This window comes from Ethanoligenens harbinense YUAN-3 (assembly GCF_000178115.2).
GTDB lineage: Bacteria > Bacillota > Clostridia > Oscillospirales > Ethanoligenentaceae > Ethanoligenens > Ethanoligenens harbinense.
The window spans coordinates 152,686-166,011 of the sequence record NC_014828.1 but is presented as its reverse complement, the minus strand read 5'-3'; the positions used below and the strand labels follow the sequence as shown (position 1 = coordinate 166,011).

Annotated in this window: 11 protein-coding genes; 10 read left to right on the top strand and 1 reads right to left on the bottom strand. The window is 60.6% G+C overall.

The features are described from left to right. Positions 1 to 23 precede the first annotated feature (23 nt). Positions 24 to 1,541 carry a lysine--tRNA ligase gene (gene lysS, locus ETHHA_RS00795; protein ID WP_013484122.1) on the top strand — a complete coding sequence of 506 codons (1,518 nt, stop codon included), beginning with the start codon at positions 24 to 26 and terminating at the stop codon, positions 1,539 to 1,541. A gap of 70 nt (positions 1,542 to 1,611) precedes the next feature. Then, a complete protein-coding gene (ilvD, locus tag ETHHA_RS00790; protein WP_013484121.1) occupies positions 1,612 to 3,273 on the top strand; it encodes a dihydroxy-acid dehydratase in 1,662 nt (553 codons plus the stop codon). A gap of 734 nt (positions 3,274 to 4,007) precedes the next feature. On the opposite strand, the gene ETHHA_RS00780 is transcribed toward ilvD, so the two are convergent. After that, positions 4,008 to 4,514, bottom strand: a complete 507-nt coding sequence (locus ETHHA_RS00780) for a flavin reductase (RefSeq protein WP_013484120.1) — start codon at positions 4,512 to 4,514, stop codon at positions 4,008 to 4,010. Between the two features lie 250 nt (positions 4,515 to 4,764). Here ETHHA_RS00780 and ETHHA_RS00775 point away from each other — a divergent pair, with 250 nt between their 5' ends. From ETHHA_RS00775 to ETHHA_RS00740, 8 genes are all read left to right on the top strand, one after another. Next, positions 4,765 to 5,457 (top strand): hydrolase, encoded by a 693-nt coding sequence (locus ETHHA_RS00775; protein ID WP_013484119.1) that lies wholly within the window; start codon positions 4,765 to 4,767, stop codon positions 5,455 to 5,457. 199 nt (positions 5,458 to 5,656) lie between these two features. After that, positions 5,657 to 6,871: an argininosuccinate synthase gene (locus ETHHA_RS00770; protein ID WP_013484118.1), complete on the top strand. Its 1,215-nt coding sequence runs from the start codon at positions 5,657 to 5,659 to the stop codon at positions 6,869 to 6,871. Positions 6,872 to 6,898: 27 nt separating this feature from the next. Beyond that, positions 6,899 to 8,281 (top strand): argininosuccinate lyase, encoded by a 1,383-nt coding sequence (gene argH, locus ETHHA_RS00765; protein WP_013484117.1) that lies wholly within the window; start codon positions 6,899 to 6,901, stop codon positions 8,279 to 8,281. Further along, positions 8,278 to 9,243 carry an N-acetyl-gamma-glutamyl-phosphate reductase gene (argC, locus tag ETHHA_RS00760; RefSeq protein WP_013484116.1) on the top strand — a complete coding sequence of 322 codons (966 nt, stop codon included), beginning with the start codon at positions 8,278 to 8,280 and terminating at the stop codon, positions 9,241 to 9,243. Before argH ends, argC begins: the two co-directional genes overlap by 4 nt. Before the next feature lie 183 nt (positions 9,244 to 9,426). Continuing rightward, positions 9,427 to 10,647, top strand: a complete 1,221-nt coding sequence (gene argJ / locus ETHHA_RS00755; protein ID WP_013484115.1) for a bifunctional glutamate N-acetyltransferase/amino-acid acetyltransferase ArgJ — start codon at positions 9,427 to 9,429, stop codon at positions 10,645 to 10,647. A 23-nt stretch (positions 10,648 to 10,670) separates the two neighbouring features. After that, positions 10,671 to 11,531, top strand: a complete 861-nt coding sequence (gene argB, locus ETHHA_RS00750) for an acetylglutamate kinase (RefSeq protein ID WP_013484114.1) — start codon at positions 10,671 to 10,673, stop codon at positions 11,529 to 11,531. A gap of 30 nt (positions 11,532 to 11,561) precedes the next feature. Beyond that, positions 11,562 to 12,083 carry a nitroreductase family protein gene (locus ETHHA_RS00745; protein WP_013484113.1) on the top strand — a complete coding sequence of 174 codons (522 nt, stop codon included), beginning with the start codon at positions 11,562 to 11,564 and terminating at the stop codon, positions 12,081 to 12,083. Between the two features lie 46 nt (positions 12,084 to 12,129). Further along, positions 12,130 to 13,320, top strand: coding sequence for an aspartate aminotransferase family protein (locus ETHHA_RS00740; RefSeq protein WP_013484112.1), 1,191 nt, complete (start codon positions 12,130 to 12,132; stop codon positions 13,318 to 13,320). Positions 13,321 to 13,326 lie beyond the last annotated feature (6 nt).

Here is a 13,326-nt window from a genome sequence, read left to right as displayed (position 1 = left end):
GCGCGGTGTGGAGGAGAAGGCAAATGGCGGACGTGAGCAGTCAGCAGGCCGAGCAGGAAACTGCCCGGCAGGAGGAAGCGGATCTTTCCGAGATTCTGCGGATCCGGCGGGAGAAACTGAGCGAGTTGCAGCAGGCGGGGCAGGACCCTTTCGCGGTGACCACCTACGATCGGGATGTCTTCAATAAGGAGATTGTCGAGCGGTTCGATGAACTGGAAGGCAAAGAAGTCTCCATCGCGGGGCGGCTGATGTCCCGGCGCGACATGGGCAAGGCGAACTTCATCGACGTCCATGACGCCACCGGGCGCATGCAGGTCTATGTACGCGTCAACGATGTGGGCGAGGAATCGTTCGCTTCGTTCAAAAAATGGGACATCGGCGACATCGTCGGGGTCAAAGGCAAGGTGTTCCGTACAAGGCGGGGAGAAATCTCCATCCATGCCACTGCCGTCACGCTGCTTTCCAAATCGCTGCTGCCGCTGCCGGAGAAATTCCACGGGCTTAAAGATACCGAGCTGCGCTACCGCCAGCGCTATCTGGACCTCATCATGAACCCGGAAGTCAAGGAAACGTTTGTGCGGCGCAGCCGCATCATCGCGTTCATCCGGTCGTTTTTGGAGCAGAAGGGCTTCATCGAGGTGGAGACCCCCATTCTCAACGTCATTCCCGGCGGCGCGGCGGCCCGGCCGTTCATCACCCATCACAACACGCTGGATATGGATCTGTATCTGCGCATCGCGCCGGAGCTGTATCTGAAACGCCTGATCGTGGGCGGCATGGAGAAGGTCTTTGAGATCGGGCGGCTGTTCCGCAACGAGGGCATCGACGTCAAGCATAATCCTGAATTTACCAGCATCGAGATCTATCAGGCGTATACCGATTACAACGGCATGATGCGGCTCACGGAAGAGCTGGTCGCCGGCGCAGCGCAGACGGTGCTCGGCACCATGAAAATCACCTGCGGCGGCGAAGAGATCGATCTCACACCCCCGTGGCGGCGGCTGACCATGGTGGAGGCCGTAAAGACCTACACCGGCATCGATTTCGATGTGCTGCGCGGCGACGACGCGGCGGCGGTGGCGGCGGCCAAGGGGCTGGGCGTGGAGATCGAAAAGGGCAAGAGCTGGGGCGACGCGCTCTACCAGACCTTCGACGAGAAGGTCGAAGAGCAGTTGGTGCAGCCGACGTTCATCCTCGATTATCCCATTGAGGTCTCACCCCTCACCAAGCGCAAAGCGGACAGGCCCGAACTCACCGAGCGGTTTGAATTCTTTATCCTGCGCCGTGAGATGGGCAACGCCTATTCGGAGCTCAACGACCCCATCGACCAGCGGGAACGTTTCCTGCGGCAGGTGGAGCTGCGCAACGCGGGCGACCTTGAGGCGGGCATGATGGATGAAGACTTCGTTACCGCGCTGGAATACGGCATGCCGCCCACGGGCGGGCTGGGCATCGGCATCGACCGGCTGGTCATGCTGCTGACCGATTCCCCCTCCATCCGCGACGTGCTGCTCTTCCCCACCATGAAACCAAAAGAATGACCGGCGCAGGCCGGACAGCAACCATCCCGTCGCCGCGCGCGGCGGGCGGAACATAAAGGGCGGTGCCATTATGAGAAGTGATTTGATTAAAAAAGGGCCCACACGGGCGTCCCACCGTGCGCTGCTCAAAGCGCTGGGGCTGACCGACCGTGAGATCAAGCGCCCGTTTGTGGCGGTGGTCTGCGCGGCCAGTGACTACATCCCCGGGCATATGCACCTGCAGAACATCGCAGACGCGGTGAAAGCGGGCATTCAGGCGGGCGGCGGCGTACCGTTTGAGTTCAACACCATCGGCGTGTGCGACGGCATCGCCATGAACCACCAGGGCATGAAATATTCACTCTGCTCGCGTGAGCTGATCGCCGATTCTATCGAGGTCATGCTCACCGCGCATCCGTTGGACGCGGTGGTCTTCATCCCCAACTGCGACAAGATCGTGCCCGGCATGGTCCTCGCGGCTCTCCGGCTGAATCTGCCGTCTATTTTCATCAGCGGCGGCCCGATGTACGCCGGGCACCACAACGGCGAGCGCATCGGTTTCAACGACGTGTGCGAGGCCGTGGGTACGCATGCCGCCGGCAAGATGAGCGACGAAGAGCTGTGCGAGATCGAAAACGAGGTCTGCCCGGGCTGCGGCTCCTGCTCCGGCATGTATACCGCCAACTCGATGAACTGCCTCACCGAGGCCATCGGCCTGTCGCTGCCAAAAGCCGGGACCATCCCGGCCGTGAAGTCGGCGCGCATCCGGCTGGCCAAGGAATCGGGCGAACGCATCATGGAGCTGCTGAACGAAAATCTCCGCCCGCGCGACATCATCAACAAAGACGCGGTGGAAAACGCCATCCGCAGCGATATGGCGCTGGGCTGCTCCACCAACACCGTGTTGCACCTCACCGCCATTGCCAATGAGGCCGGTGTGGAGATCGACATGGGCATCTTTGACGAGCTGGGCAAAACCACGCCGCAGATCTGCAAGCTCAGCCCCGCCACCCGGGAATTCTATATTGAAGACCTAGACGAGGTGGGCGGCATCGCGGCCGTGATGAAGGAACTGGCTAAAGCGGGCATCATCCATACCGATGCCGTCACCGTGCAGGGGATGGTGGGCGATCGCATCGCCAAAGCCCCCGCGGCCGATGGCAAATGCATCCGCACACTGGACAACCCCTACCGTAAAGACGGCGGCATCGCCGTGCTGCGCGGAAACCTGGCCCCCGAGGGTTCGGTGGTGAAGCAGGGTGCGGTGCTGCCGGATATGATGGTGCACGAAGGCCCCGCGCGGGTGTTCAACAGCGAAGAGGAAGCCTGCGACGCCATCTTCGGCGGCAAGATCGAAGCCGGCGACGTGGTGGTCATTCGCTATGAAGGCCCCAAGGGCGGCCCGGGCATGCGTGAAATGCTGACGCCTACCTCCGCGCTGGCCGGTTATGGGCTGGATAACAGCGTGGCGCTCATCACCGACGGGCGGTTCTCCGGCGCTTCCAAAGGCGCGGCAATCGGGCACGTGTCGCCGGAAGCGGCGGCGGGCGGTCTGCTGGCCTTTGTGCAGGAGGGCGACCGTATTTCGGTGGATATCCCGAACCGGAAACTGGAGCTGCTGGTGCCGGATGAGGAGATCGAGAAGCGGCGGCAGGCCGGGTTCCATGCGCCGGACCGTCAGCTCACCGGTTATCTCAAGCGCTATGCCGCCATGGTCACCTCGGGTGCGCGCGGCGCGGTTTTTGAAAAATAAGGCAGGCAGCCTGCCCAATATGGCGGGGGCGGCACCCGGAGCGGTGCCGCCCCCGTTCATTTTTGCCGGATCAAGCACTGTTTGCCTGAAATTCTGCGTATAATGAATAAAAAAATCAAAAAATGTTAAACTATACTGTTGACATTATCCATACGCCGTGCTATCATATAGACACAGCAAAAGACCAACACATTCTCCAGTAAAGGGGGCGATTCCAATGGGCTCGGAGGTTTCAGTGGATTCGCAGCAGGTAACCGGATAGGTCGGCAGCCAGATGTTGTTTGGTTTCGCAGCACACAGAGGCGGCTGCAACAGGGAGCGTTTATGTTCCAAACATTGGCGCAAGAGATTGTGTTCGGGCCCTGCGATCATTTGCACGGAGGGATGAAGCAATCGACCAATGGATATCTGAAAGGCAATCGAATAAGGTGCGATTCGTTGGAAAACCAGCGGTTTGGCGGATGGAAACAGGCCATTTTTTCGGTCGGTAAAGCGTACAGTGCGTAAAGCCCTACACGGGTTTGGGTATGACTGTTGTCTGGCAAGAGCCAGGCACTCCAGCAACCACACGTTTGTTCAGACTTCCGGCGCTGAAAAAAGCAATCGGTCCGCAGCGTCATCGGTATAATGAGTCGCCATCGTTCCGGCAGAAGGGGCCGCGCCAGTAAGGCGCGGCCCCTTTGTGTCTGCGTGTGCGGGATGACAAACGGAAACATGATGCATGCGGGCGGGCATTACGCCTGCAGCACTTTGGTGATCTTCCCCACGAGCATATGGTGGTAATCCTTTTGCGGATAGAACGGGTTGATGGCGGTCGGTTTTTTGATGCCGCTGGGCTGCATCTTGCTTTCATACCACTTTTCGCAGAACAGGACAAGCCCGGCTTCTTCAAAATAGGTGGTGCCGTCGGCAAACACAGGGGTCAGGCCGGCTTCCGCCACCTTATCACCGTCGCGCCCCGATTTGCTGCCCAGCAGGTTCAGGGCCTTGCGATGGCTTTCGTCGTAAAAGCTGAGCGTGAATTTCGGGTTTTGGTGCAGAAATTCCAGCGTGTAACGCTGCGGGCGCACAAAAATGAATGCCGCCGGGCCGCCCCACAAAACGCCCAGGCCGCCCCAGCTTGCGGTCATGGTGTTGAAGCGGCTCTCCGTCCCGGCGGTGATGAGTGTCCATTGTTTGCCGATCAGGTCAAATACGTTTCCGGAAATTTCCTCCGGCGGGATCTCGTGTAATGCGGCCATGATGCATGCCTCCCATGTGTGTTGATCGGATTTGCTCCGCTCTCTTATAGTAGCACAGGCGCTTGCCGGATTGCAACGCCACACGGGCGTAAAAGGATATATTTTCCTGGTTTTCCGCTGAGGCGGCGGGCCTGTTTTTGCAAATATCGCCGTTTGAAAGAAAATTCATGATTTTTGATAGATTTTCGTTCTGTACATGCTATAATAATTGGGAATTGCTGTATGATACATGGATGAAGGAGGAAAACGGATGGAGCCTTTTATTCCTGAATTTGAAGGGAATCTGCGCAGACATATGCTCAAGGTGCCGGAAAGCATCCGGCAGGCTTCGGGCATTAAGATTTTTGGCAAGCTGCTCAAATCGTTTGTTTTTACCACCGATGTGTCTGTGATCCGCAACGTGAACGCCGATGCCGTGATCGCCGTCTATCCGTTCACCCCGCAGCCGATCATCACGCAGGCCATCATGCTCTCGGCCGATATCCCGGTGTTCTGTGGCATCGGCGGCGGCATCACCATGGGCAAACGCGTCATCAACAACGCGCTCAATGCGGAATTTCAGGGCGCCATGGGCGTGGTGGTCAACGCGCCCACCGCCAACGACATCATTGCTCTGCTTTGCGAAACGGTGGACCTGCCGGTGGTGGTCACGGTCGTTTCAGATGAGGACATCTCCAGCCGCGTGGAGGCCGGCGCCTCCATCATCAACGTCTCGGGCGGCCCGCACACGGCGGACATCGTCGCATCCATCCGCAGCCAGTATCCCAAATTGCCGATCATTGCCACCGGCGGCCCCACGGATGAAAGCATCTCCAAAACCATTCGCGCCGGCGCCAACGCCGTCACCTGGACACCGCCGTCCAGCGCGGAGATTCTCGCGGGCATCATGCGGCGCTACCGTACGCATCCCGAAGACCTGCAGAGCCGGCGTCTGGAAAATTAAGAGCTAAAAATCAGTCTCTGGAACGCAGCGGGATTGTGAAATGATACAAAACGCATGCAAAATCGCATAAATATTCAAGAATGCTTGAATTTATGCAAAAATAGTGTATACTGATACATACGGGCTCCGCGCCCGTCTTTTTGTTTGGTAAATTGTCATGCGGCATGCAGTGGAAGCTACCCATGTGGAGGTTTAAAATATGAAAAAAACGTATAAAAAAGTGGTGCTGGCCTATTCGGGCGGACTGGACACGTCCATTATCATCCCGTGGCTGAAAGAAAACTACGGCTGCGAAGTCATCGCCATGTCGGCCGACGTGGGGCAGGGCGAGGAGCTCTCCGGTCTGGAAGAAAAAGCGAAAAAAACCGGCGCTTCCAAGCTGTATATCGAGGATCTGCGCAAGGAGTTCGTGGAGGACTGCATCTGGCCCACGCTCAAAGCGGGCGCGAAATATGAAAAATACCTGCTCGGCACGTCGTTCGCGCGCCCCATCATCGCCAAACGGCTGGTGGAGATTGCCCGCAAAGAGGGAGCCGACGCCATCGCCCACGGCGCGACCGGCAAGGGCAACGATCAGGTGCGTTTTGAGCTGACGGTCAAGGCATTCGCACCGGATATCCCCATCATCGCCCCGTGGCGCGAGTGGGACATCAAGTCCCGCGACGAGGAAATCGACTATGCCGAGGCGCACCACATCCCGCTGCGCATCACGCGCGAGACGAGCTATTCCAAAGATAAAAACCTGTGGCACCTCAGCCACGAGGGTCTGGATCTGGAAGACCCCGCCAACGAGCCGAAATACAATGAGATGCTGGAAATGGGCGTTTCGCCGGAAAAAGCGCCGGACGCGCCCACCTATGTGACCCTGCATTTTGAGCAGGGCATCCCCACCGCGGTGGACGGCGAAACGTTGGACGCCGTCTCCATGGTGGAAAAGCTGAACAAGCTCGGCGGCGCCAACGGCATCGGCCTGCTCGACATCGTAGAAAACCGTCTGGTGGGCATGAAATCGCGCGGCGTGTATGAGACGCCCGGCGGCACCATCCTCTACCACGCGCACGAAGCGCTGGAGACCATCACGCTCGACCGCGACACCGCGCATTACAAGTCGCTGGTGGCGCAGAAATTTGCCGAACTGGTTTACGACGGCAAGTGGTATACCCCGCTGCGCGAAGCGCTTTCCGCCTTTGTGGACGAAACGCAGAAGACCGTAACCGGCGACGTGAAGATGAAACTCTATAAGGGCAACATCACCAACGCCTCCGTCACCTCCCCGTGGTCGCTTTACGACGAAGACCTCGTCACGTTCGGCGAGGACCATGTCTATAATCAGGACGACGCGACCGGCTTCATCAACCTGTTCGGCCTGCCGCTCTCCGTGCGGGCCAAGCTCAACCAAAAGCACGGAAAATAATCGCAGGAACAGGAAGGGGCGCATCTCGTGAAACTCTGGGCGGGACGATTCGCAAAAGAAACCGACAGCCGCGTCAACGACTTCAATTCCTCCATCTCCTTTGACGCGCGCATGTACCGGGAAGATATACAGGGCAGCGTTGCCCATGCCACCATGCTGGGCGAGCAGGGCATTCTGACAAAAGAGGAAACGGCCTCTATCATCGAGGGACTGGGCGGCATCCTCGCGGATATCGAAAGCGGCGCGCTGCCGTTCGACCCCGAGGCCGAGGACATTCATATGTTCATCGAGGCCGAGCTGACCCGGCGCATCGGCGACGCGGGCAAGCGCCTGCACACCGCCCGCAGCCGCAACGACCAGGTGGCGCTGGATGTGCGGCTCTACCTCCGCAGGGAAATCACCGCCGTGCGCGGACTGGTGACGGAGCTGCTCTCCGCGCTGGAAAAACAGGCGCGGGCCAACAAATGCACCGTGATGCCGGGTTACACGCATTTGCAGCGCGCCCAACCCATCACGTTCGGGCACCATCTGCTGGCCTATGCCCAGATGTTCATGCGGGACGACTCCCGTCTGGCCGACTGTGCCCGGCGCATGAACGAATGCCCGCTCGGCAGCGGCGCGCTGGCCGGCACCACCCACCCCATCAACCGCGCGCGCACGGCGGAGCTGCTGGACTTCGACCGCCCCACCGCCAACAGTCTGGACGGCGTGGCCGACCGCGATGCCTGCATCGAGCTGCTGTCGGCACTCTCGCTGATTATGCTGCACCTGTCGCGCTTTTCAGAAGAAATCGTCCTCTGGTGCTCGTGGGAATTCAAGTTTGTGGAACTGGACGACGCCTATGCCACCGGCTCGAGCATCATGCCGCAGAAAAAAAACCCCGACGTGGCCGAGCTGGTGCGCGGCAAGACCGGGCGGGTATACGGCGACCTGATGGCGCTGCTCACGGCCATGAAAGGCCTGCCGCTGGCCTACAACAAAGACATGCAGGAGGACAAGGAGGCCGTGTTCGACGCCATCGACACCGTCAAGCTGTGCCTGTCCACCTTTGCGCCCATGCTGGCCACCATGCGGGTGCTGTCTGCGAACATGCGGCGCGCGGCGTCCGGCGGCTTCATCAACGCCACCGACTGCGCCGATTATCTCACCAAAAAAGGCATGCCGTTCCGCGACGCCTACAAGATCACCGGCACGCTGGTGGCCTATTGCATCGGGCACGGCAAAACGCTGGAGGCCCTCACGCTCGACGAATTCCAGGCGCACAGCCCGCTGTTTGAAAACGACGTGTTCGACGCCATCGCGCTGGACACCTGCGTGAACGGGCGTGTATCGCAGGGCGGCCCGGGTCTTTCCTCCGTGGAGGCCCAGCTTGCACAGCTGCATGCGTTTTTGCAGGGGGCGGAAAAATGAAGCACCGCATTTTTGTAGACGGCCGGCACGGCACCACCGGTCTGGAACTGGGCGCGCGCCTTGCCGCCCGCGACGATGTTGAGCAGATCGTCATCGACCCGGAAAAGCACCGCGACCCCGCCGCGCGCAAAGCCTGCCTGAACGAAGCGGAGATCGTGTTCCTCTGCCTGCCCGACGCGGCGGCGAGGGAAGCGGTCGCCCTCATCGAGAACCCGGCGGTGCGCGTCATCGACGCCTCCACTGCGCACCGCACCGCGTCCGGCTGGATATACGGTTTCCCGGAGCTGGACAAAGCCCAGCGGGGCAAAATCCGCACCGCGAGCCGTGTGGCCGTGCCGGGCTGCCACGCCACCGGGTTCAACGCGGCGGTGCATCCGCTGCGGGCGGAGGGCGTGCTCACTGCCGATTATCCGCTGACGGCGCAGTCCATTTCCGGCTATTCGGGCGCGGGCAAGGCCATGATCGCGCAATATGAGGACACGCGCAAAGACGACCCGGCGCTCAAAAGCCCCCGGCTGTACGCGCTGGGCCTGCACCACAAACACCTGCCCGAAATGCAGGCAATAAACGCACTGGAAAAACCGCCGCTTTTCACCCCGATGGTCGGCCCCTATCGACAGGGTATGCTGGTTCTGCTGCCCCTGCGGCGTGAACTGTTGGCAAAAGACCTCGACGCGGCCGCTGTGCGGGAACTCTATGCGGCATATTATCAGGGGGAGCCGTTCATCCGGGTGATACCGTTCGATGACCAGTCGGGTTTTGACGGCGGCTATTTCGGGGCGGACGGCGCCAACGGCACCAACCGGCTCGATCTGTTTGTATTCGGGCACGACGAGGAGATCCTGGTCGTTTCCCGGCTGGACAATCTGGGCAAAGGTGCGTCCGGCGCGGCCGTGCAGTGCATGAACCTGATGCTCGGTATCGACGAACGCACCGCCCTAGTGGGCGCAGCCCACTTTTAAGTTCAGGGAAGTTGAGAGATTGCGCAAGTCCACAGCCTGAAGCGGGCATAGCCCGCCTTTATATTCAGGGAAACTGCACGCTATCGCAGACTTACAGCCTGAAACGGGCACAACCCATATCAGAAAATTTTGCAATGCGCGGCTTCGGCCCGCTGTCAATGATAGAACGAAAGAGGAAGAATCATGGAGATACAGGAGATTCCCGGCGGCGTCACCGCGCCGAAGGGCTTCACCGCGGCGGGCGTCCACTGCGGCATCCGCAAAAACAAGAGCAAAAAAGACCTCGCGCTGGTGTTTGCGGAAAAGCCCTGCGACGCGGCGGCGGTCTACACGCAGAACAAGGTCAAGGGCGCGCCCATTCTGGTAACGAAGCGCCATCTGGCCGACGGAAAAGCCCGCGCCATCATCTGCAACAGCGGCAACGCCAACACCTGCAACGCCGACGGCGAAGAGAAAGCGCGGGAAATGTGCCGTCTTGCGGCGGACGCGCTGCACATTGCCCCGGAGGACGTGGTGGTCGCCTCCACCGGCGTAATCGGGCAGGTGCTGCCCATCGAGCCCATCCGCGACCATGTGGGCACACTTGCGGCACACCTTTCGGTGGACGGCGCGGATGCGGCGGAAGAGGCCATCATGACGACCGACACCCGCCCCAAACAGGCGGTCGTGGAATGTAAACTGGGTGGAAAAACCTGCCGCATCGGCGGCATGGCCAAAGGCTCCGGCATGATCCATCCCAACATGGCCACCATGCTCAGCTTCGTCACCACCGACGCGGATATCGACGCGGCCATGCTTCAAAAAGCCCTGCGCGCGGCGGCGGACAAGAGCTTCAATATGGTCACGGTGGACGGCGACACCTCCACCAACGACACGCTGGCGATTCTGGCCTCCGGTCTGGCGGGCAACGCGCGCATCACCGAGGAGGACGCGGATTACCTTCTGTTTGAGCAGGCGCTGGAAAACGTACTCATCCGTCTGGCCCGGATGGTGGCGGGCGACGGCGAGGGCGCGACCAAACTGCTGACCTGTGTGGTGGAAGGCGCTGCGGATGAACACACCGCGCGCGTGGTGGCCAAAGAGGTCGTCGGGTCCAGCCTGGTAAAAGCGGCCATGTTCGGGTCGGATGCCAACTGGGGCCGCGTGCTCTGCGCCATCGGCTACGCGCCGGTGGACGTGGATGTTAAGAAAGTAGATGTTTCTTTTTCCTCCGTGGCCGGCAAAGTAGATGTCTGCCGCCGCGGCGCGGGCATCGACTTTTCCGAGGACGATGCTTCGAGCGTGCTCATGCGCAACGAAGTGGTCATCCACATCGCCCTGCATATGGGGGAGGCGACGGCCACTGCGTGGGGCTGTGACCTCACCTATGATTATGTGAAGATCAACGGGGATTACAGAACGTGAACAGCAATAGGAGCCTTGCGGCCATGGGAATTTCGGAAAACGAAACAGCGCAGGTGCTGGTGCATGCGCTGCCATACATCCAACAATACAATAACAAGACCATCGTGGTGAAATACGGCGGCAACGCCATGGTGAGCGGCGAGCTCAAGGATGCGGTGATGACCGATCTGGTGCTGCTCTCGCTGGTGGGCATCCGGGTGGTGCTGGTGCATGGCGGCGGCCCGGAGATCACCGACATGCTGAAGAAAGTCGGCAAAGAGAGCCGGTTCGTCGGCGGCCTGCGCTATACCGACCGCGAGACCATGGACATCGTGCAGATGGTGCTGGGCGGCAAGGTGAACAAAGACTTGGTGCTCAGTCTCCAGCATAAAGGCGGCCGGGCCCTGGGCCTCTGCGGGCTGGACGGCGGCATGATCGAGGCGGAGCGGATGTTTGCCGACGGCACCGACCTCGGGCAGGTGGGCCAGGTGACCAATGTGGACGTCACCCCCATCAACGACGCGCTCGAACACGGCTATATCCCCGTGGTGGCCACCATGGGTGCGGGGAGGGACGGCAAGGTCTACAACATCAATGCCGATACCGCCGCCGCCCGCATTGCCGCCGCACTTGGCGCGGAAAAGCTCATTCTGCTCACCGACATCCGCGGCCTGCTGCGCGACAAAAACGACGAAAACACCCTCATCCCGGTGGTAAACGTCAGCGAGGTGCCCAATCTTATCCGGCAGGGCATCATCTCGGGCGGCATGATCCCCAAGATCGACTGCTGTGTGGAGGCGGTGCGGCGGGGTGTCAACCGCGCACATATCATCGACGGCCGGCGGCCGCATTCCATTCTGGTGGAAATGTTCTCCGACGGCGGCATTGGAACCATGTTCCTGTAAGCGACCTCCATACAGAAAGGAGCATCTGCGATGGAGTTTCAGCAGGTAATCCGCACACGCTATTCGGTGCGCAAATTCAAAGACACGCCCATCCCGTCCGAGGTGCTCACACGCATCCTGAAAGCGGGACAGCTTGCCCCTTCGGCCTGCAACCGGCAGCCGCAGCGTATTCTGGTGGCGCAGAGCGCGGAAGCGCTGGAAAAAATACGCCCCTGCACGCCCTGCCATTTCGGCGCGCCGGTCGTCCTGCTGGCCTGCTGCGACCGCTCCACCGGGGAAGAGATTGTCGGCAGCGAGCGGGATTTCGGCCGGGTGGACGTTTCCATCGCGCTGACACAGATCATGCTGGCGGCCACCGACCTCGGCGTGGGCTCGCTCTGGGTCGGGATGTTCGAACCGCAGAAACTGCGGAAAGCGTTCCGCATTCCCGAGCAGTATGAGATCGTCAGCCTGATGCCGCTCGGTTATCCGGCCGACGACGCGGTGCCCAACCCGCGGATGCACGATGTGCGCGAGCCGCTCGATCACACGGTTTTTTACGATACATTTTAAAACGGCGCGCGCCGTTTTTATGGATATGGATAAGGAGGAGGTTCCCATGGATTTTAAAGAAACCAAGGCGGCCTACGACCAGTATGTAATGCACAGCTACGGCCGTTTCGACGTGGCGCTGGTCTCGGGCAAAGGCGCCACCGCCACCGGGGTGGACGGCAAGACCTACATCGACTTCGGCAGCGGCATCGGCGTCAACGCGCTCGGCTATGCCGACGACGGCTGGGTAAAGGCTGTGAGCGAGCAGGCCGCCAAGCTCGCCCACATCTCCAACCTGTACTACAGCCCGGTGCAGGCCGCATGCGCCAGGCTGTTCTGCGAGCGCACGGGCTTTTCCCGCGTGTTTTTCGCCAACTCCGGCGCGGAAAGCAACGAGGGCCTCATCAAGCTGGCGCGGAAGTACAGCTTCGACAAATACGGCAAGGGCCGCGGCACCGTCGTCTGCCTGAACAATTCGTTCCACGGGCGCACGGTCACCACCCTTTCCGCCACCGGGCAGGATGTGTTCCACAACTATTTCTTCCCCTTCACCGACGGGTTCCGCTTTGTAACCGCAAACGACACCGCCGGGCTGGAAGCGGCGGTGCAGGACGATGTCTGCGCTATCCTGATGGAAGCCGTGCAGGGCGAGGGCGGCGTTTACCCGCTGGAACAGGCGTTTGTGGAAAAAGCGGCGCAGCTTGCCGCCGAAAAAGACGTGCTGCTCTGCTTCGACGAGGTGCAATGCGGCATCGGGCGCACCGGGCATATCTTCGGATTTGAAGAGTTCGGCGTCAAACCGGACATCGTCTCCTGCGCCAAAGCCCTCGCGGGCGGCCTGCCGATGGGCGCGGTGCTCTGCGGCGAAAAATGCAAGGACGTTTTCACCCCCGGCACTCACGCCACCACGTTCGGCGGCACGCCCATCTGCTGTGCGGCGGCCATCGAAGTGCTCTCCCGCGTGACCGAACCGGCCTTTTTGCAGGCGGTGCGCGATAAAGCGGCCTATATCCGCGCCGGGCTGGAAAAGCTGCCCGGCGTGCACAGCATCCGCGGTCTGGGGCTGATGATCGGCTTTGAGATCGAGGGGGTGGACAGCGGCAAGGTGGCGGTCGAAGCCGCCAAAGAGGGTCTGCTCATCCTCACCGCCAAAACGGCGATGCGCATGCTGCCGCCTCTGGTTATCACCAAAGAGGAGATCGACAAGGGGCTTGCCATTCTGTCCGGCGTGATCGAACAGCTTCGGGCCGGTGCGTGACCACAC

Bases quoted from the DNA above. Each gene is read 5' to 3' on its own strand.
- lysS (WP_013484122.1), top strand. From the start codon at position 24: ATGGCGGACGTGAGCAGTCAGCAGGCCGAGCAGGAAACTGCCCGGCAG.
- ilvD (WP_013484121.1), top strand. From the start codon at position 1,612: ATGAGAAGTGATTTGATTAAAAAAGGGCCCACACGGGCGTCCCACCGT.
- ETHHA_RS00780 (WP_013484120.1), bottom strand. From the start codon at position 4,514: ATGGCCGCATTACACGAGATCCCGCCGGAGGAAATTTCCGGAAACGTA.
- ETHHA_RS00775 (WP_013484119.1), top strand. From the start codon at position 4,765: ATGGAGCCTTTTATTCCTGAATTTGAAGGGAATCTGCGCAGACATATG.
- ETHHA_RS00770 (WP_013484118.1), top strand. From the start codon at position 5,657: ATGAAAAAAACGTATAAAAAAGTGGTGCTGGCCTATTCGGGCGGACTG.
- argC (WP_013484116.1), top strand. From the start codon at position 8,278: ATGAAGCACCGCATTTTTGTAGACGGCCGGCACGGCACCACCGGTCTG.
- argJ (WP_013484115.1), top strand. From the start codon at position 9,427: ATGGAGATACAGGAGATTCCCGGCGGCGTCACCGCGCCGAAGGGCTTC.
- argB (WP_013484114.1), top strand. From the start codon at position 10,671: ATGGGAATTTCGGAAAACGAAACAGCGCAGGTGCTGGTGCATGCGCTG.
- ETHHA_RS00745 (WP_013484113.1), top strand. From the start codon at position 11,562: ATGGAGTTTCAGCAGGTAATCCGCACACGCTATTCGGTGCGCAAATTC.
- ETHHA_RS00740 (WP_013484112.1), top strand. From the start codon at position 12,130: ATGGATTTTAAAGAAACCAAGGCGGCCTACGACCAGTATGTAATGCAC.